The organism is Pseudomonas sp. LPB0260, assembly GCF_013388395.1.
Genome location: NZ_CP058247.1, coordinates 3761146 through 3780714 on the forward strand (window position 1 = coordinate 3761146; position 19569 = coordinate 3780714).

General features: G+C 64.5%; 15 protein-coding genes and 1 pseudogene. 6 read left to right on the forward strand and 10 right to left on the reverse strand.

Annotation, left to right across the window (positions count from 1 at the left end; all coding sequences use genetic code 11):
- Positions 1 to 33: 33 nt before the first annotated feature.
- Both LPB260_RS16835 and LPB260_RS16840 read right to left on the reverse strand, forming a co-directional pair.
- A complete protein-coding gene (locus LPB260_RS16835) occupies positions 34 to 1935 on the reverse strand; it encodes a hypothetical protein (RefSeq protein ID WP_208706956.1) in 1902 nt (633 codons plus the stop codon).
- A gap of 60 nt (positions 1936 to 1995) precedes the next feature.
- Complete coding sequence (locus LPB260_RS16840) at positions 1996 to 2652, reverse strand: Fe2+-dependent dioxygenase (RefSeq protein ID WP_208706957.1); 657 nt, start codon at positions 2650 to 2652, stop codon at positions 1996 to 1998.
- A gap of 97 nt (positions 2653 to 2749) precedes the next feature.
- On the opposite strand from LPB260_RS16840, the gene LPB260_RS16845 reads away from it, so the two are divergent.
- Entirely contained in the window at positions 2750 to 3403 is a 654-nt protein-coding gene (locus tag LPB260_RS16845; RefSeq protein ID WP_208706958.1) for a hypothetical protein, read from the forward strand.
- On the opposite strand, the gene LPB260_RS16850 is transcribed toward LPB260_RS16845, so the two are convergent.
- Both LPB260_RS16850 and LPB260_RS16855 read right to left on the reverse strand, forming a co-directional pair.
- The gene (locus LPB260_RS16850) at positions 3393 to 4778 is read right to left on the reverse strand and encodes a phenylacetate--CoA ligase family protein (protein WP_208706959.1); all 1386 of its coding nucleotides are present in this window, start codon (positions 4776 to 4778) and stop codon (positions 3393 to 3395) included. The genes LPB260_RS16845 and LPB260_RS16850 overlap by 11 nt on opposite strands.
- Positions 4772 to 5977: a cytochrome P450 gene (locus LPB260_RS16855; RefSeq protein WP_208706960.1), complete on the reverse strand. Its 1206-nt coding sequence runs from the start codon at positions 5975 to 5977 to the stop codon at positions 4772 to 4774. Before LPB260_RS16855 ends, LPB260_RS16850 begins: the two co-directional genes overlap by 7 nt.
- 63 nt (positions 5978 to 6040) lie before the next feature.
- Here LPB260_RS16855 and LPB260_RS16860 point away from each other — a divergent pair, with 63 nt between their 5' ends.
- On the forward strand, positions 6041 to 8539 hold the full coding sequence (locus LPB260_RS16860) for an autotransporter domain-containing protein (protein WP_208706961.1): 2499 nt from the start codon (positions 6041 to 6043) through the stop codon (positions 8537 to 8539).
- Between the two features lie 235 nt (positions 8540 to 8774).
- Here LPB260_RS16860 and LPB260_RS16865 read toward each other — a convergent pair whose 3' ends face one another.
- From LPB260_RS16865 to LPB260_RS16880, 4 genes are all read right to left on the reverse strand, one after another.
- Positions 8775 to 9629 carry an alpha/beta fold hydrolase gene (locus LPB260_RS16865; RefSeq protein ID WP_256625441.1) on the reverse strand — a complete coding sequence of 285 codons (855 nt, stop codon included), beginning with the start codon at positions 9627 to 9629 and terminating at the stop codon, positions 8775 to 8777.
- Positions 9629 to 10135: an invasion associated locus B family protein gene (locus LPB260_RS16870; protein WP_208706962.1), complete on the reverse strand. Its 507-nt coding sequence runs from the start codon at positions 10133 to 10135 to the stop codon at positions 9629 to 9631. Before LPB260_RS16870 ends, LPB260_RS16865 begins: the two co-directional genes overlap by 1 nt.
- A gap of 133 nt (positions 10136 to 10268) precedes the next feature.
- Positions 10269 to 11198, reverse strand: coding sequence for a ZIP family metal transporter (locus LPB260_RS16875; protein WP_208706963.1), 930 nt, complete (start codon positions 11196 to 11198; stop codon positions 10269 to 10271).
- A gap of 165 nt (positions 11199 to 11363) precedes the next feature.
- A complete protein-coding gene (locus LPB260_RS16880; RefSeq protein WP_208706964.1) occupies positions 11364 to 11666 on the reverse strand; it encodes a DUF1883 domain-containing protein in 303 nt (100 codons plus the stop codon).
- A 196-nt stretch (positions 11667 to 11862) separates the two neighbouring features.
- On the opposite strand from LPB260_RS16880, the gene LPB260_RS16885 reads away from it, so the two are divergent.
- Positions 11863 to 12741, forward strand: a complete 879-nt coding sequence (locus LPB260_RS16885; RefSeq protein WP_208706965.1) for an alpha/beta fold hydrolase — start codon at positions 11863 to 11865, stop codon at positions 12739 to 12741.
- A 255-nt stretch (positions 12742 to 12996) separates the two neighbouring features.
- Positions 12997 to 13992, forward strand: a pseudogene (locus LPB260_RS16890) (RNA methyltransferase); the annotation flags it as partial.
- Between the two features lie 89 nt (positions 13993 to 14081).
- On the opposite strand, the gene LPB260_RS16895 reads toward LPB260_RS16890, so the two are convergent.
- Positions 14082 to 17324 (reverse strand): DUF1631 family protein, encoded by a 3243-nt coding sequence (locus tag LPB260_RS16895; protein WP_208706967.1) that lies wholly within the window; start codon positions 17322 to 17324, stop codon positions 14082 to 14084.
- A gap of 202 nt (positions 17325 to 17526) precedes the next feature.
- Here LPB260_RS16895 and LPB260_RS16900 point away from each other — a divergent pair, with 202 nt between their 5' ends.
- Together LPB260_RS16900 and LPB260_RS16905 are read left to right on the forward strand one after the other, a co-directional pair.
- Positions 17527 to 17994 (forward strand): OsmC family protein, encoded by a 468-nt coding sequence (locus LPB260_RS16900; RefSeq protein WP_208706968.1) that lies wholly within the window; start codon positions 17527 to 17529, stop codon positions 17992 to 17994.
- A gap of 110 nt (positions 17995 to 18104) precedes the next feature.
- A complete protein-coding gene (locus LPB260_RS16905) occupies positions 18105 to 18329 on the forward strand; it encodes a DUF2970 domain-containing protein (RefSeq protein WP_208706969.1) in 225 nt (74 codons plus the stop codon).
- Here LPB260_RS16905 and LPB260_RS16910 read toward each other — a convergent pair whose 3' ends face one another.
- Positions 18330 to 19382, reverse strand: coding sequence for an ABC transporter substrate-binding protein (locus LPB260_RS16910; protein ID WP_208710013.1), 1053 nt, complete (start codon positions 19380 to 19382; stop codon positions 18330 to 18332).
- Positions 19383 to 19569: the final 187 nt, after the last annotated feature.

Genomic DNA, 19569 nt, shown 5'->3' on the forward strand with positions numbered 1-19569 from the left:
TGGAGGCCGACCACTGGCCGCGGATTGCGCCCCTCAGGTCGCCAGGCTCAGGGCGTTCTCCACCTGCGGACAGCTAACAGCGGGCTCGATACGGATCGGCTCGGCTCCACCTGACAGCGTCTGCAGAAACCCCAGCACCTCATCGACTCGCGCCGCCCCGTCGCTTGATGCCCCCTTATAGAGAGGGAGCAACGGCTCGCCACTGACCATCAGCCGATCCAGGCGGTCCACCGGCAAACCGTTGTAGAGCACCTCATCGGTCTGCACCACCAGCACCAACGCGGCCACCGCCTTGTTCGCCAGGAGCGCCATGCCGCGGGCGAACAGCCCCTCCTGCGCCATCGGCACCACACCCCCCAAAGCGTCTAGCGTGAGGCCGTGACTGGTCACATAACAGGCAACGCCCTGCTCCATCCATTCTTGCTGGCGCTGGCGCGCCATCTGCAGCGCCTGACTGGCACCGACGCAGACTTCGACCGGGATACGCCCCTGGCCCGAGAGCAGAAGCTTCAACACCCGTGGCAGAGTCCGCCTGGAACTGTCACTTTGGCCCAGCATGGGCGCCGAGTTGACCTCGTTGATGATCGCGCCATTCTCGTGCCAAGGCCGGGTAATGTCCGGCGAAATGATGTCGATGCCCGCCACGTCGAGCCCGAACAGCGCAGCCGCCTGACAGGCAATCGCGGCGTTGTCGGGGTGCAAGCGGACCGAGTAGTCCTCGGCCAGCCCGCCCCATTGGGTGGACTCGACGCGCCGCAGGCGCGCCCAGGCACCCGCAGGCGGCACACTCGCAAGAGACCAGCCGCCCTGCTGCAGGCAGGCCAGGGCCAACGCATCGCTCGGATAAAGCGGCTCCCGCGCCCAGTTCGGCAGCGCCTGCTGGACGGCATTGGCGGCAGTGATCAGTTCGCTGATCGTGCGCTGGCCGTCGCCCTGCACCGCTACCGGCATGCGCTTTAGCGTGTACAGCACCTCGCCGCGCACCACCAGCAGGCGGTGGCACGTCCCCGCGACCTGTCGCTCCACCAGCACCTGCGAGGACAGGCCAGCCGCCTCGCGATAAGCGCTGCGCAACGACGCTTCGCTGGTGATATCCACCGTGACGCCCTCGCCCCGATCACAGTCCGTCGGTTTCACCACCAGTGGCCAACCGAACGCGGCCTGCGCCGCGACGGCCTCTGTTTCGTTGCCAACCATGCGGTGCTGCGGTGCCGGCAGGCCGGCGCGGCGCATCCATTCGCAGGCGATCCATTTGTTCTGCGCTACCGCGACTCCGAGCGCCGAATCGGAACCGACCTTGCTGTGCTGGACATGCATACGATTCGCGCCCCAGCCCAGCTGGAACAAGCCGGCACCGAGATGTCGCCAGGGAATGCCGCGCTCATGGGCACAGGCCAGCAACGGCAAGGCCGAGAGACCCACCTGCATCACCGCGCGCAGCGGCTGCAGCACCTTGACCTCCAGTTGCTGGTAGAGCGACTCTAGCGTGGTGAAGCTCTCGGGGTCTGCAGCCACCCCGAGCACCAGCAGCGTGGCGGCGTCGTAGACCAGGCAGGTGGATTGCGCAGGCACATAGTCGATATGGGCGACAGCGACCTCAGCCAACCAGCCACCCGGCCGTAGCTCGTCCGCCTGCACGGCGAGAATCCGCCCCGGTTCGAAGACCGGCATGCGCGCCGCCCGCTGCAACTCCGCTGCCACCTGCAAGATCCGCCAGCACAATGCGCCAGCCACACCGGCCGGACTCTGTTCAGCGGCGAACGGCAAAGCCGGTAGCGGGGATTGCAGTGCCAGCCCCAGTTTGTCGCGCAACCAGGCATCCAGCGCCGGCCAATCTATAACCTGTGGGCAATGGCTCAACTGCAGGCGCAGGGTTTGTTCGGGCTGGCGCAAGCGGCCACGGAAAGCGGCAGCGGAGAAGGTGGTCTGAGTCATGCGCAGTATTGATTCCGGCTAGCAATGATTAGAAAGGGTCAACTCAAGCAGCCAGGCGACTCAGTCGCCCCACATGCGCACCAGTTCCTGGACGCACTGACCGGCCTGGGTGGCCAGCTCCGCGTATTTTTCATCCTGAGACAAGGTTCGCGGGATCAGACTCAGCTTGGCGATGATTTCACGCTGGTGGGCATCGCGTACCCGGCTCTGTATCCAGCCGACCACGGCGTGGCGCGTGCCAGCGCTGACCGGCGTGACCCGGTGCAGTTCGCCGGCCGGGTAGAGCACCATGCTGCCCGCCGGCAGCTTGAAGGTGAAGGTTTGCGCGGTCGTCTGGACCACCAACTCGCCGCCTTGATAAGTGCCGGGGTCATCGAGAAACAGGGTGAAGGACACATCGGTGCGCACATCATGGATGTAGGCACCATCGGAATGCATCCCGTACTCCATGCCGACTTCATAGCGATTGATCAGCGGCCGGCCGACCATTCGCGGCATCGCGAAGGCCTGAACCACCGGATGGGAGTAGATCGCCAGCGCCAGCCTGTCGAGCAATTGCCCATGGACCGCGGCGGATAGCTGCAGATTGTGCTTGGCGGCCCTGGCCATGCCCTGGGCCGTGCGCTTGCCACTCTCGAAGGGGCCGGCCTGGATGGCCGCGGCGACGCCGGCGAGGACTTCGGCTGGCAGGGCGTTCTCGATGATCAGGTAGTTCAAGGCGGTGACCTGTAGGTAGACTGGCGCTGCGTCGGGATTCTACCCGCCCGGGCAACAGTCTCGACTGTTTTAATCACATCCTCGACGAGGAGCACCCTTGCTTACCATCAGGCCCGCGACCCCGGACGACCTTCCCGCAATCCTCAGGGTGGAAGACAGCTGGCATGAGCAGGGCCGTGCAGGGGCCGACAAGTTTCTCGCGCGCCTGGAGCGATTCCCCCAGGGGTTTTTCCTGGCCTGCGTCGGCGACTCCGCCGAGCAGGTGGTCGCGACCATCACGGCCATGCCGATCCGCTACCAGGCCGATGACGTGAGTCACTTCAGCAACTGGGATGCGGTTACCGGCAATGGCTACCTCGCGCCTTTCGACCTGGCGGCCTGCAATGCGCTCTATATCGTCTCCGGGGTGATCGACCAGCGCTACCGCGGCCAGGATATCTTCGCCCCCATGGTCCTGCGTGAGGTGGCCCTGGCGCAGAGCCTCGGCCTGCGCTACGTGCTGGCCGGCGCGGTACTGCCCGGCTATGCCAAGCACTGCCAACGCCACGGCGAGTGCCCGGCCCACGACTACTGCGCCAGCCGGCGAGGCCAGCACCTGCTCGACCCGCTGCTGGCCATGTACGAAGCCATTGGCTTTGCCGTGCCCGACGCGCGCCATGTCATCGCCGAGTACTTCCCGGACGATGCCAGCCGCAACCATGCCGCGCTGGTGGTCCGTGACCTGCACGCCCGGCCGCTGCTCAACCGCTAATCAGACTGACGAAGTCCTCGTATTTGCCACTGGGGCCGCGCGGAATTTCCGCCGGGAAACTGAAGCGCACGCGGAAGGGATGGCCCAGATTGCGCTGCATCAAGGCGCTGACGGCGGCCTGCTCGGCGGCATCCAGCGGCCGCTCCAGCACCAGCTTGAGCTCGACCTCCTCCAGGCTGTGCTGCACACACTGAAACTGATGCACCTTGACCCCGGTGGCGCGGGCGATATCGCCGTGCTCGCCCAGGTAAGGGAACAGGCTCTCCCCGCTCGGCAGCTGCAGGCGATTGCGTTTGCGCCCATGAATCCGGCGGATCACCGGCAGGCCGCGGCCACAGCCACAGGCTTCGCCAAACTCGGCCATGTCACCGACCTCGTAGCGAATCAGCGGGGTGGCGAAGTTGTGCAGGCTGGTGATCAGCACCTGGCCGATCTTCCCCGGCGGGCACGGCACGCCCTGCTCGTCGACGATCTCGAGGATGACGTTCTCGGCCTGCACGTGATACTCGCCGCTGACCGGGCATTGCAGCGCCAGGTAGCCGGCCTCCTCGCAGGTATAGATGTCCACCACCTTGGTCTGCCAGGCGGCCTCGATCTGCCGGCGCTGGGTCTGCCCCAAGGTTTCGCCGATCGTGCGGATCTCGCGCACCCCGGGTAGCTCAACGCCCTGCGCCTGGGCATAGCCTGCCAGCGCCACCAGGTTGGAGGGGAAGGACACCAGATAGTCCGGCTGCTCGCGGCGCAGCCAGTCGAGCTGCTGGGCCAGCGTCGCCGCCACGTTCAACGAGCAGGAGGGTCCCGTGGCAAACAGCGGCGCGACGATGACGCCCCAGTTGGGCTCGCTGGCGCCGCCAGGCGCCTCGGCCACGCCACGGGAATACCAGCGAATGGCGCCGAGCTTGCCGGCGAAGTCACGGCCATGCCAGAGGTGATCGCGCAGGGCGAAGGCCAGCCAGAACGTGCGGGTTACGGCGGTACGGGCAAAGCGCACGGCGCGGCCGGTCGAGCCGGACGTCTTGCCGAACTCCATGGCGCCATGCTCGGGCGGCAGCGCCCCGCTTTCGATGGCCTGTTCGGCCTGCTGAATCGCCTGGCGAGTGGAGATGGGAATCTGCCGGAAAAATTCGGCATCGATGCGCTCGGGAATCTGCAAACCGTGCTCGCCGAACAGGCGCCGATAATAGGGCACGGTGGCGGCCGCATGCCCAAGCAAGGCCCGCAGCTGCTCGAACTGGTGGCCCTGCAGGCGCTCCGGCGACCACCATTGCGATGCCTCCAGCTGATACTGCAGAGCCAGTTGCATGGCACCGTGGCCGTCGGCGATCGCCGGGAAGCGAATCCCGCTCAGGCGGGACAGTGGCAGCTGATTCAACATTTAAGTTCCACCTTCATCTCCAGCGACTCCAGGCTGCGAAAGGCCGACAGGTCGCGCCAGCGATAGTCGAGCACTTCCAGGTGCCGAATCCGGGGCAGCAGCTCACCGAAGGCAATCCGCGCTTCCAGGCGCGCCAGCCATACGCCCAGGCAATGGTGAATACCGGCACCGAAGGCCATGTGACGATTGTTGCGGCGGGCGATATCGAAACAGTCCGGGTCGGTGAAGACCGCCGGGTCGCGATGAGCCGCGCCGATCAGCGCGGTAACCAGGGTGCCCGCCGGCACCGGGTAGCCGGCGAACTCGGTATCCACGGTGCTCCAGCGGCTGAGTTTCTGCAGCGGGCTTTCGACCCGCAGCATTTCTTCCAGCGCACCGTCCAACAGCTCCGGCTGCGACTGCAAACGGGCCAGCTGCCGCGGGTGCTGCGCCAGCAGCAGCAGGCCGCTGGCCAGCCAGTTCTTGGTGGTTTCGTGCCCGGCCCACAGCAGGAACATGCAGCCGCAGAGGAACTCTTCTGCACTCAGGTTCGCGCCCGCCGTGGCGGCCACCCTGTTGATCAGGCAGTCGTCCGGCAATTGCTCGCGCCGGGCGATCAGCCCCCTGAAGTACTCGGCCAATTCGCGGGCCACCCCCTCCCCCTCACCCAGCGCCTCCGGCGTGCCACTGTCCAGCGCCGTGGTCAGCCCCAAGGCCCAGGCGTGGATGCGCGGTATGTCCGCCAGCGGCACACCCAGCACGAGCGCGATGACCCGCACCGGCAGCGCGAAGGCAAAGTCGTCGACCACCTCCAGGCGCCCATCGGCTGGCCAGCACGCCAGCAAGTCGCGCACCTGCCGACGAACCAGAGACTCCAGTGACTTGACCGCCGCCGATCGGAAGGGAGCGGCGAAGGCTTTGCGTACCCGCCCATGGTCGGGAGGGTCCATAAAGACCATCCAGCGACCGATCATGCTCTCCAACACCCCAGGAGCTTGCTCGCCTGCTGAAAAGGGCAAGTCACTGCCCGGCGCCGTGCGGCTGAAGGCCGGATCGCTCAACAGCCGCAGACAGTCCTCATGGCGGGCGAGATAAACCACCCCGTCCTCATTGCGGAACACCGGAGTGCCGCGCTGCAGGTCGCGGTAATACTCATAAAGCCCAAGGGAACAAGTATTCAAGGTGACAACCGAATCTAGTGGTGGTGGGAGGAATGGCATATCGATAGTATTGGGTAATTTTTGCGAACCTTATCGCAATAAATAATCAAGGATGCCCTTTTTATGCCAAACGGTCACTCGCCCCGCCCGCAGTGGAAAACCACCGCCCTGCACAGCGCCATTGCGGCCCTGTGCGCCAACGGTCTGTTCGTCAACCAGGCTCAGGCTCTTCCCAGTTGCGGCCCGACCGTCAATGAAAGCCAGAGCAGCCAGTGCATACCCTATGGCTGGGATGACGTGACCGTCGCGACGGGTGTAGAAATCACCACCAGCAACGAGGCCGCCGTGCTGTACTTCGACGATCTGGGTGGGTACTCCGAGGAGAACCTAATCGGGAGCCTGACCAATAACGGCAGCATTTTTGGCGAGGATGCTGCTGGCGTTTACATTGGTCACGACCTAATAGGCGGCCTAACGAACAATCGCGGGATTATTTCGAACAGCTTTGGTGAGGACGCTGTTGGGGTTTATGTTGGCCGCAACTTGATGGGCAGCCTAACCAACCATGGCGATATTACTGCCAACGCCGACGGCGGCGAAGGCATAGGGATCCGCATTGACGGCGCGCTTAACGGCAGATTGATCAACAACGGCACCATCTCAGCCGCCGCTGACGGCGGCGAAGGGATCGGGGTGAGTGCGGAGTTTGTCGGCGCCAGCGGCACACTGGACAACGGGGCCGACGCGATCATCGCGGCCACCGGCCAGTGGGCGGCAGGTATATTTTCCTCTGGCCTCAGCGGCACCCTGAACAATAGCGGGCTGATCAGCGCGGGGCAGGACGGTAATGCTGAGTTGGCAGAGGCGGTGGTGGTCGAGTACTTTTCCGGCACGCTGAACAACCTTGGTCAAATCAGCGCACGTGCCAATGGCGGCCTGGCTGTCGGCTTTTTGTTCGGCAACATGAATAACAGCACGTTGAACAACTACGGCACCATCGAAGGCCTTGCGACAAATGGTGGTGGGGGCTTTTCGCTGGCCGGATTCGGTTCAGAAGGTCTCAACAGCAACATCACCAACCATCAAGATGGCGTGTTGCGCGGCGGCATCTACCTCGGTGGCTCGAGTATCCATCTCAGCAACGCCGGGCTGATCGACCTCTCGAATATGGGCTACCGTAGCGAAGTGGCCGGCAACTTCACCCAGACCGAAACCGGCACCCTGCGCATCATGGCCGCGGGCGACGGCGAGAATGAATACAGTCAGCTTTATGTTGGCGGCACGGCCACTATCGCCGGCAAGGCCTTTGTCGATGTCCAGGACGTCAAGAAGAAACTGTCCTTCGGACAGACCCTCTACAATGTGGTCTACACGGATTCCGAGACGGGCTACTTAACCGGCAACTTCTCGACGGTCGAGGACAACAGCGCGCTGTTCAACTTCCAGAGCCTGGCAACCGAAGGCGAAGACGGCCATATCGACTTCAAGATCGTCAAGGCCATGACCGCCGTCGATGCGGTGAATGCCAACAACAATCCCAAGGGCCTCGGTGCCGCAGGCGCGCTGGACCGGATCATCGACCGCGGCGCATCCACCCCGAACATGCAACGCGTTGTCGATGCACTGGGCAGACTCGGCACCGAGCGGCAGGTTTCCGACGCGGTCTCCCAGACCATGCCGCTACTGGCTGGCAATAGCGCCATCGCCTCGAACTCGGCACTGACCGGCATCAACCGGGTCATCCAGTCGCGTATCGAGTCCAACCGCGGCATGTCCTCGGGCGACGCGTTCTACGGCGACCACAAGGTCTGGCTCAAGCCGTTCGGCTCGCTGGCCGACCAGAACGATCGCAACGGCGCGACCGGCTTCGAGGCCAACACCGCCGGCCTGGCGCTGGGGGTCGACGGCACCGTGTCCGACGCCACCCGTATCGGCGTCGCCTTCGCCTACGCCAAGGCCGATATCGACGGCAACTCCAAGGTCGCGCCGAACAGCGCCGAGGTGGATGTCTATCAACTGCTCGGTTACGGCAGCCACAGCCTGGACCGGGACATGGAACTGAACTTCCAGGCCGGTATCGGCCAGAACAACACCGCGGGCAAGCGCGACATCCTGTTCCTGGGCGAGACCGCCAAGGCCGAATACAGCAGCCTGGTGGCCACCGCCGGCGTCGGCCTGGGGCGTACCTACGCACTGAGCGAGAGCACCGACTTCACCCCGTCGGTACGCGCCGACTACACCTGGATCAAGGACGAGGGATACACCGAGAAAGGCTCGAGCGCCAACCTCAAGGTGGATTCGCGCAGCACCGACGAGCTGATCCTCGGCCTGGACGGTAAGCTCAGCCACGAGTTCATGCCAGGCATGCGCGTCAGCGCCAACCTGGGCGTGGGTTATGACGCCCTGAACAGCCAGTCCAGCATCACCGCCAGCTTTGCCGGCGAGCCAGGGGCAGCCTTCACCACCCGTGGACTGGAGCCGAGCCCGTGGCTGCAGCGCGCCGGCCTGGGCTTGACCAGCAACACCGATAACGGCATGGAAATCTCGCTGCGCTACGATGCCGAGCACCGTGAGAGTTTCCTGAACCAGACCGCTTCTCTGAAGCTGCGCTGGGATATCTAAGCCCTCATCGGCAACAGCAAGAATCCCCGTACTGGCTCGCCAGTGCGGGGATTTCTTGTTTCAGGCAGCAAGAAAAGTCGGGCCAGGGGGCGCAACGCGGCGGCCCCGGCCGGCATCTGAAGATAACTAGCCAGCGGTGCTCAATCCGCCGACAGGGGGGCTCAGTCTCGAATGCCTCGCCCCTGCTCTGCGCGCCTGCACGAAGGGCATCGATGCCCATCAACGCGCATCACGCTCAGGGCGCGACATCCCGCAGCAAGTCAGGCCACTGCTCGACCCAGCAGCAATGATGGTCGAACGTCGGCATGACCTTGATGGACAACGGCGCGTCCGGGGCAAAGCGCCCGGCATAGGCACGCGCGACCGCCGCCCCGATGATCCGATCCTGGCCGCCGACAAAGTGGGTTTGCGGCAGCGCCTGCAGCTGCGCCGAGGCGTCCGCCGGATTGAGCGAGCCCTCCAGCGGAGACAGACGCTGATCGGTGGTCCAGGTACGGTGGTCGAGGTTTCCGGCAACGGTGACCAGGCGCTCGACATCGCGGCGCTGCGCAGCCACCAGACTCGCCACCGCCGCCCCACCGGAATAACCGACCAGCACCAGTCGCTGCGCGCCGAAACGCTGCTTGAGCTGCTCGATGGCGCGGGCACTGGCGTCCACCACCTCGGGGGCGAAACGTTGGCCGGTCCAGTATTTGCGCTGGCAGCCATGCCTGGCGGCCCCCGCGACGAACTGACAGGGTCGAGCCAGATAGACCGCGGCTCCGGAAGGGTCGCGCAGCGCCAACTTCAAGGCCAGCGGATTCAGCGGCGTGGGGTCGAGGGACGGCGTGGAGGCATTGATCCAGGCCAGGCCATCGCCTTCGATATAGACGGTCAAGCTGTCCGTCTGGCGCAGTCCAGGCGGAACGAAGGCGGCCAGCACGAATGCTCCTGCGTCGAGATCGAGCCGTTGCCAGCCGGCTTCCGTGGCGGTCATCGCCGAGGCCGCGCGGCGCGCCTGCAGGTCACCACCGATGCAGGCGCTCAGCAGGGCACAGAGGAGGATTGCGGCCAGCCCCTTGCCGCCTCGGCCAACGACTGTCGGCAGCATCACTCGAGCCCGGCCGCCTTGATGCCCGCCGCCAGTCCCTTCAGCGACCCGGTCAAGGTGATCGGCCGCTTGCCGCCCGCGACACTGAAGCTGACCGCGATCTTCTGCCCCGCCTTCAGACGCTTGATCGTGTCCTTGTCGGTCTTGAACCTGGCGATGCAGCCTTGCTGGGTGCAGGTCTGCAGGGTCAACGGGAATGCCTTGCCCTGGTCGATGCTGCCCTGCACGCCTTGTGGCAGATGGATGCCCAGCGGCAGCAAGGCGGTCAGCAGCACCTCGTTGTTCTTCTCATTGCGCGCCAGGCTGAACTTGACCAGGCGGCGGTTGTCCTGCTGGGAAACCAGGCTTTGGCTCAGGGCACAGAGCGTCTTGCCTTCGGCGAGCGCCATGCACTCGAACACCCAGTCGCCAAAGACATCACCCACCTTGGGTGCGGCGCTCGCCGCCACGGGAACGAGAAACAGCGCCAAGCTCGCATTGCGCAGCCATACCCAGGTCTTCTTCATATTCTTCCCCTCCAATAATGTAGAGACTGCCCCACCGCAGCCCGATGACAACAGAGCCGCGCCATGATGCCTTGCCTCATGCCCCGCTGTCGCTGGCGGCGCCCCGTTCGAGCGGCAAGCTACTGCCTGCCGATCAGCCCAGGGCGGTATCGAGGAACATCATCACCGCAAAGCCGCCCATCAATCCCAGGGTGGCCGGGGTCTGGTGGCCATTGCGATGGGTTTCGGGAATGATTTCGTGGGAGACCACGAAGAGCATGGCGCCGGCCGCCAGCCCCAGGCTCAGTGGATAGGCGATCGCGTAGCCACTGGACATGCCGAGCCCGACCAGGGCACCGAGCGGCTCCATCAGGCCACTTGCCGCCGCCACGAGCGCCGCCCTCAGCGATGACAAACCCGTGCTGCGCAGCGCCATCGCCACGGCCAGGCCCTCGGGAATGTCCTGAATGGCGATGGCGCTGGCCAGGGGGATGCCCACGCCAAGATCACCGCCGGCGAAGCCGACACCGATGGCCATCCCCTCCGGCAGGTTGTGCAGGGTGATGGCGAAGACGAACAGCCAGACCCGATTGAAGCGTTCGCAGTCCGGACCGCACGGGCCGACGCTCTCGTGCTCATGGGGAGTCAGGTAATCCAGTCCGAGCATCAACAGCACCCCAAGCCCCAGGCCGAGCGCCACGGTGCCGGCCGCCAGGTAGCTATTGCCGGCGATCGTCTCGGCCGCGGCCAGCCCAGGCAGGATCAGCGAGAAGCAACTGGCAGAGAGCATCATGCCTGCCGCGAAGCCGAGCATGACATCCTGGGTACGGGTAGAGATGTTGCGCAAGCCGATGGCCAGCAGCGCCCCCAGGGCGGTGCAGGCGAAACCGGCGCCGCCGCCGTAGAGCGCATAGCGCAGCCGCTCGCCCCGGCCGCCATCGAAAGCACCGACACCGCTGGTGGCCAGCAGCCAGAGGATCATCAGTAGCGAAACCCCGAGGCCCAGGGTTATCCGCGGATGGGCCTTGGCCTCGGCCAGCCAGGCGCGCCAGAAGGAAGAATGATCGCTATGCGCCGTCTCCATGCGGTGACTCCTCGACAACTCTGGCCTCGGAGCCCCAAGGCCGACTATTTGATAGATCGCGCCGCGCTGAGGCCCCATGCGCAAGCCTTGGCGGTCCGGCTCATCGCGCGGATGCGCCGCGCCGACGCCGCACTCCCCACCTGCGGGCCGGGTGCCCGGCCGACCTCAGCTCAGGCGCGAGTCCGAGCGGCGAATGATCTTGATGGAATGCTTCAGCGTCGGCTTGCGGGTCACGCTGATGGCCTTGCGCGTCACCGTGTCGATGGTGATGTTCCAGAATCCGCTGCTGGGCACGGTGATCTTGGCCGGAAACTTCTCGAACGCACCGCCGTGATAGGTGTGCCGGCCGCCGTTCTTGAAGCTGCGAAAATTCGCGTCGTTCATCAGGCGGATGTTGCAGGTCTGCGAGCACTCGATGACGACGATGTCGTCCTCGTTGAGGTGTTCGCGCTGGTGTATGAATTTCATCTACCGCTCCACGCAGTGTGTAAGCCAAAACAAAACGACAGCTGACATCGGCAGGGTCGCAGTGACTGAAGGTTGTTCGCTTGGATCTGGCCTGAGCCATGCAGCTGTGTGCGGCTCGCCGCTCATTGCCACTGGCAAATGCACTAAGCGGCGCATTATAAACTGATCCCTCGCGCCCCCAGGAACGCCCGGCACCATGTTCGCAGAAGATTTCCAGACGCTTTCCCTGCAAACCAGCGGCACCACCATTCACCTTACCCATGGTGGCGCGGGCGACCCCCTGCTGCTGCTGCATGGATATCCGCAGACCCATGTCATCTGGCACGCCATGGCCGAACGCCTGGCGCGCCACTACCACATCATCTGTCCGGACCTGCGGGGTTACGGCGACAGTGGCAAACCGCCAAGCGCGGCGGACCATTCGCCCTACGCGAAGCGAGCGATGGCCCTGGACATGGTCGAGATCATGGAGCAGCTGGGCTACCGGGACTTCTTCGTGGCCGGACACGACCGCGGCGCCCGCGTGGCGCATCGCCTGGCCCTGGACCACCCACAGCGGGTCAGGAAACTCTGCGTGATGGACATCGTGCCGACCCGGCACATGTTCGCCACGACCGACCAGCACTTCGCCAGCGGCTATTACCACTGGTTCTTCCTCATCCAGCCCGACGGCCTGCCGGAGCGCATGATCGGCGCCGATCCAGGCTACTACCTCAGGGAAAAGCTCAAGCGCTGGAGCGCCCCCGGCGCGCGATTCGCCGAGGACGCGGTAGCGCAGTACCTGCGCTGCTTCAGCCGTCCGGAAACCATTCACGCCACCTGCGAAGACTACCGCGCAGCGGCAAGCATCGACCTGCAGCACGATGAAGCCGATCGCGACCGTAAGGTCAGCTGCCCACTGCTGGCCTTATGGGGCAGCAAGGGCTTCGTTCACCGCACCTACGACGTGCTTGGGGTATGGCGTGACTATGCCAAGCAGGTTGAAGGCGGGCCCATCGATTGCGGCCACTTCCTTCCCGAAGAGGCTCCGGAGCAAGTCGCCGAGCAGTTGCTGCGGTTCTTTGGCACTCGGTAGAAGCTGGCCTGAACAAGACCAGGGCCTCGCACGCTCCGACAGGTTTCGCGCTGCCGATCATCGGCAGCGCCATGGATGCACTGGCCACGGTCGCAACCCTGGACGCCGTCCTGCACCTCCATGGCCATTGCGCCTCATACCGCCAAGGCACAGCCGCGGCCGGCCAGGTTGCCCGTACCTTGCGGCCAATCCGTGGCAAGCCTGGCGATAAACAACCTACGCGCCGGCGCTGCCCGGTGGTAGCATTCGCGCGCCATGCATATCCACGACCTCAGCCAACAGCTCGCCGACCTCGGCGCCAAGCCCCAGCATTCCGGGCGGATCATTCGTGCCTGGCTCCAAGGCAAGCCGCTGGACAGCGGTACGCGTAATCAGCCCAGCGAGAACTTTCTGCCGCTCAGCGTGCGCCAAGGCTTGCCGGAGCTGACTCAGCGGCTCGCAGCGCTGGCCCGGCTGAGTTCCGAGCATCCGGGCGGCGACGGCTCGGCGCGGCTGCTGGTGGAGCTGGGCGACGGCCAGATGGTGGAAAGCGTGCTGTTGCCCCGCGATGGCCTGTGCGTCTCGAGCCAGGTCGGTTGTGCGGTTAGTTGCGTGTTCTGCATGACCGGCAAGAGCGGCTTGCTGCGCCAGCTGAGCAGCGCCGAAATCGTCGCCCAGGTGGCGCTGGCCAGGCGCTTTCGCAGCGTCAAGAAGGTGGTGTTCATGGGCATGGGCGAGCCGGCGCACAACCTCGACAACGTGCTGGAGGCCATCGACCTGCTCGGCAGCGAAGGCGGCATCGGCCACAAGAACCTGGTGTTTTCCACGGTCGGCGACATGCGAGTATTCGAGCGCCTGCCCCAGCAGCGGATCAAGCCGGCGCTGGCGCTTTCCCTGCACACCACCGACGCCGAGCTGCGCCGACAGTTGTTGCCGCGGGCGCCGCAGATCGATCCTGAGGAGCTGGTCGAACTGGGCGAGGCTTATGCCCGCACGGTCGACTATCCGATCCAGTACCAATGGACCCTGCTCAAGGGCATCAATGACAGCCAGGAAGAAATGGACGGCATCCTGCGCCTGTTCAAAGGCAAGTTCGCCGTGCTCAACCTGATCCCCTACAACAGCCTGGAAGCCGACGAGTTCCAGCGCCCCGAAGGGGATCGCATCGTACAGATCGTCCGCTACCTGCACAGCCGGGGCGTGCTGACCAAGGTGCGCAACTCGGCCGGTCAGGATATCGACGGCGGCTGCGGCCAGCTTCGCGCCCGGGCCGCAGCGCTGCCCCCCGCCAGCGACGCTCAGACTGAGTCGAACCGCCCGCCTCGCGGAACACCTCAAGGCGCCTGGAGCTCTTGCTTCGCTCAACAGGGGGCGAGTACCCGCGCCTCCTCCTCCAGCCAGTCATGCAACTGCCTCGGCATCTGTACGCCGTAGCCCTGCACGTAATCCACGCCCATCTCCGCCAATCGAGCACGTATCGAAGGGGTCTCGACGTACTCGGCGACCGTTCGCCGCCCAAGGGCATGGGCGATCTCGTTGATCGAGCGGACCATGGCCAGATCGCTCGGCGAGCGCTCGATTTCCTTGACGAAGCTGCCGTCGATCTTCACGTAGTCCACTGGCAGGCGCTTGAGGTAGTCGAAGGAGGAGAACCCGACGCCGAAGTCGTCGATCGAGAATGTGCAGCCGGAGCGCTGCAGATGGCGTACCAGGTCGGCGGTCTTGGCAAGGTTGGCGACGGCGGCCGTCTCGGTCAGCTCGAAACAGATGCGGCGCGGATCGACGGCGTAGCGCTCGAACAGGCTTTCGATGAACCCCAGCAACCTGTCGTCGTTCAAGCTGCTGCCAGACAGATTGATAGAAAGGCCAGAGCAACGCTCCCACAGCTGCGGATGACGCTCCAGCTCGATGAATATCCGCCTGAGCACCCAGCGATCGACCTTGGTCATGCGATGGTAGCGTTCGGCCGCCGCGATGAAATCCTGCAGGGACAGCTCGTTCTGCATTACCAGCAGCAACTCGTAATGCGGCAGCTCCTGGGAGTCGGGCGACGCCGGGGCAATCTGCTGCACGCGCAGCGAGAGATCCTCGCGCTCGACGATATCATCGACCCGCGCGGCAATCGCCAGCAGGCCGGCATGACTATCGTCTTGCGCCGAATTGAAACAATGCACACGGTTGCGCCCGCCCTCCTTGGCACTGTTGCAAGCACTCTGCAGGTCGAAGAACAGATTGGCGACATCGTGCCGCTCGGCGGCCTCGACTACGCCGATGCTCAGCGTCAAACCATGCTTGTGACCCTGCCATTCGAAGCCCTCGGCTTCGATACCCAGCCGTAGCGCCTCGCCAAGCTCGGCGGCGCGTTTCTCTGCGCAAGCCGGCAAAACCGCGGCGAACTCCACCCCGCCGACACGCGCCATGCAGCTGGCAGCAGGCAGATATTCACTCAGTCGGCTGGCGATCTGCCGCAGGCAGGCGTCCCCAGCCACAGGCCCGGCATGGCCATTGATCAGGCTGAACTGGTCGATATGCGCCATCAGGAAGGACGGCGCCACGCTGGCGGACAGGCTTTCCGCCAGCGCCCCTTCGAAGCTACGCCGATTGAGCAGACCGGTGAGCTCGTCATGACTGCGGGCATGGGCTATCTCGCGATAGAGCTTGCCCACCATGTCCTGCAGGGTACGCTGGACCAGGCCCTCATCCGCCCCACCCTTGTCGCCGACCAGCAGCGCACCTTCGGCGAGCTCCCTGGCCAGGCCGGCCAGGCCATAGCTGCCCTTCTCGCTTCCCTGTGCGTCGACGAGTACATAGTGATCCATCTGCGCATTGCGCCAGATCAGCTGCAGAGGCTGGCCGTCAGCGGTACGCAGCCAATCGCCCTGCTTCAACCCCTCGATCTGCTCACGCCAACGCAGCAAGGCGCTGGGCATCGCCGGTTTAGGCTTGGACAAGCGAGGGGGCGCAACCAGCTCCACAGGTTTCATACCGAACAGTTGCTCACGCATCCGCACCAGTACCGAGGCGTGCTGAAAATGCCCGACGCTGAACTCGTCCATGCGCCGACGCAGCACCTTCAGCAAGTGCTCGATCTCATAGGCCCAGCCCGCCTGACTGGCATCACCTTGCGCAGCTTCGGCCTCGCGCAGGCGCTGCATGAGCAACTCCGTGAGGGCCGAATCGCCCCTCCAGGTGTCCTTGTCACTGCCTGCGCTGAGCTCTTCGTGAACCAGCAAATCGCGCCAACCGACGTCCAGCCACTCCAGCATGACCTTGGGAACCTGTTTGCCGCATAGCCGGGCCAGCTTGATGGCTACCTTGCGCTGCGCGGTCTCCAGAATGTCGCGACCGCGATGCGACTGCATCACGCGCTCGGCGCTGCGGCGATAGGCACGTTGCTGCATGTTCAGCAGCTCATCCAGCTCGGCATCGCAGGCGGTGAATGCCGCTAAATCTCCGCGATATTCACCTGCGATGCGCTCCACCAGCTGTTCCAAACGGGCCTCGAGCACCTTGTTCGGCGGCTCACAGTAATCACACAGGCGCAAGATGCGATCGAGTGACGCCCGCACCGGATGCCCGGCATCGGCGATAGCCCCAGGCTCCTGCAAGGTGGCGGTCAGGACCGGCAACAGCAGACGCTGCAACACCGGCTGCAGTGTCGGCGCCACCTCGGCCTGTCGACTCAGCGCCTGGAACACCTCGCTTACCAGATGGGCATCCTCGTGCTGACGAGGGGTCAAAGCGCAGCCTTGCTGGTCGAGCCGCGCCAACACTGCCTCGGCCGCCCAACCACCTTTCGGGGCTCGCTGACTGAGCAGCCCGGTCAGCGCTTCCACGACCGGGACGGGGCTTACCTCTTGTTCCAGCTCCATCGCGCCCGACAGCTCTGTCGAAACCGCACGGCGCAGGTGCCGAATGGCCCGGTAGGTGGCCTCGGAATCTGCGGTGGAAATCGTACGCGGTGCCTGAGGCACAGCTACCAATAGTTTTGGTTGCGCCAGCGGCTGCACCTGGGCGGCGTCGAACTCGGCTACCAGGGCCTGCAGGTATGGCAACAGAGCCGTGGCTAAAACGCGACTGGCCTCCGCCTGGAACAGGACTCGAACGGGCAAAGGCTGTATGCGCATCTGGAGTCCGGCCTGAAGCTGGCGCAGCAGGAATTCCAGCGACAATGGGTGGTCGGCATCCGCCACATAATGGCCGACCAGACGATTGAAACAACCACAAACGCGCCCTTCGAGCTCGCCAACATTCTCCCGCAAGCGGCCGACGACACGTCGAGCCATCAATAGGTCCTCGACCTCCTCGTCGTCCACCAGGCGCCATGCGCTGAGATTGCCCGGCATCGTCGACTCATCCGCGCTCTCCGGTGACAGGCAGCGAAGAACCGACGAGCAAGTGCTCACCAGTACTTGCTTGCCCTGAACCTTGCAGTAGCGCAGGAAGTCCTCGCAGGCCTGCACGTCCTGATTGGACAGCTCCCTGCAGTCCTGATCGACCAAGGCCTGGCTGAGCGCCTGAAGCAACTCGCGCAATGCCTCGGGAAGATGGCGGCGAATGATCGATTCAAGCGCTGACGCTAGCGGAGTGGAAATCAAACGCACGCCCCCTGCATGTCATAGCGTTCCGGCTGAGACTATAGCTGCTTCCAGGCGTCTAGCAGAGCCCTCTGCGAAAGCATAGACGCGCCTCGACCTGCTCGCGACCAGCCTGGCCAGCGTTTCCGCCAACTGAGGATCGACGGCTGGCAAAGCCTCCGATCCCTGGCAATAATGACCGCCCGCAATGCTCATGAAGGTACAGGGAATGACCGAATACAGTGTCCAGGTCGTATGGGAACGTGCCGACCAAAGCTTCCTCGATAATCGCTACAGCCGCGCCCACCGCTGGCACTTCGATGGTGGCCTGGAGGTGCCCGCGTCCTCTTCGCCCCACATCGTGCCGCTGCCCTGGTCTGACGCCCGGGCGGTTGACCCGGAAGAGGCCTTCGTTGCATCACTATCGAGCTGCCACATGCTGTGGTTCCTGTCGCTGGCCGCCGCCCAGGGGTTTCAGGTAGATCGCTACGAAGACCAGCCCCTCGGGATCATGGCCAGAAATGCCGAGGGTCGACTGGCCATGACCGAAGTCGAGTTGCGCCCACGCACCACCTTCGCTGGCGAACAGCAGCCGAGTATCGAGCAACTTCTGGCCCTGCATCACAAGGCCCATGACGAATGCTTTATCGCCAACTCGGTAAAGAGCGAAGTACGCTGTAATCCGGTGATTGGTTAGGGCCGCGCAGCTATCCGGAATTGCGCCCGGCACGCCCAGGCGCGCCGGCTGCGCAAAGGCGCGACGATGGCTCAGGGCGCAACACCCATGCTGGATACCGGGAGGGGACCATGACCGACAAGCACGACCAGGACGCACGACCTCTGACTTGGCGGGAAATGCTGCGCAGCGTGTTGGCCGCCGCCTTTGGCGTTCAGAGCAGCAAGCAGCGGGCCCGGGACTTCAGTCGCGGCAAACCGAGCCACTTCATCATCCTCGGCGTGCTCTGCACTCTGGCATTCGTACTGCTGCTGGTTGCCGTCACCAAGTTGGTGCTGCACTTCGCCGCCCCATGATCACTCCAGCAACGGCTGCACCGAGAAGCTGTAGTTGGTCATGCCGGGCTGCTGGAGGGCACTGAACTTGCGAAAATCGATTCCGTAGCCCGGCACCTGCAGTCGCTTCGACAGGACCGCAGCCTGCTCGGCGTCGAGCAGGCTGAACACCGGATCGACGCGGTCCTTGCCGCCCCGCTGCGCGAAATCCTCTCCGGCATGGTAGTCATGCAGCAGCACCATGGCCCAGCCGCCCAGGGTGAAATGCCCGCCCACCAGCGCCGCCAACTGGCCCGAAGCCCGCGCCTGGAGCACCTCCTGCGAGTTGTTCAATGCGGAAAAATGCAGGTCCTTGCCCGGCTGCCGGCCAAGCTCCTGCGCCGCGCGCATCGCGCCGAAGGCCATTTCATCATTTGCGGCCCACACCAACTGCGTATCGGCGTAACGCGGCAATAGCAACAACGCCTGCTGGTAAGCACGCTGACGGGCCCACTCGCCGTAGACCAGTTGCCGCAGCTTGACTTCAGGATGCTCCGCCAGGGCCCGGTGCAGCCCTTCCTCCCGCAGGGTGGCGGAAGGGGTATGGCGGACACCGGAAAACGCCAGCATCTGCGCGGGACGGCCATCGAGCTTGGCGATCAAAGCCTTGCCCATGAGGTAGCCGGCCTCGCGATCATTGGGGATCAGGCTGCCGATCCAGTGCCGGTAACGCTCGCGCGTACCGCCCATCAGCCCCTGTTGCTCGGGCGTCAGAGTGCTGTGCAGGGCGAACAGCCTGACGGGGCTGTTTGCGAACAGTCGGAGCAACTCCGGCCCGGTATACATTTCATTGACGAAGATCAGGTAGTCCGGTTGCTCGGGTTCGGCCAGCACCTGCCGCGCGTTGTTCAGCAGTCGCTCGCGATCTCGTTCGCCGTAGATCACGCGCAGGCGCATACCAAGGCTGTCGGCAGCCGCCTGCATGAAATCGCTGTAGCCGACCCAGAACGGTTCCTTGGAATAGCCCGGATTGAGAAACACGACGGAGGCATCCGATCCCCCGGAGCCGCCTTTCTCGGTTGCAGCTTGCGCCATGCCCAGCACAGCGGCCAACGCGATGACGAAGAAAACCCTCACCCCTGATACGACCATGCTGCGCGCCCCAAAAATAACCGCGCTCAGTATAAAGGCAGGGTTGGAGGCAGCGTGCCACCTCCCGTCAGACGCGCCAAACAGGGCTGGCTGCCAAACCCGGAAACCCGCCCTGCCCCCACGACAACTA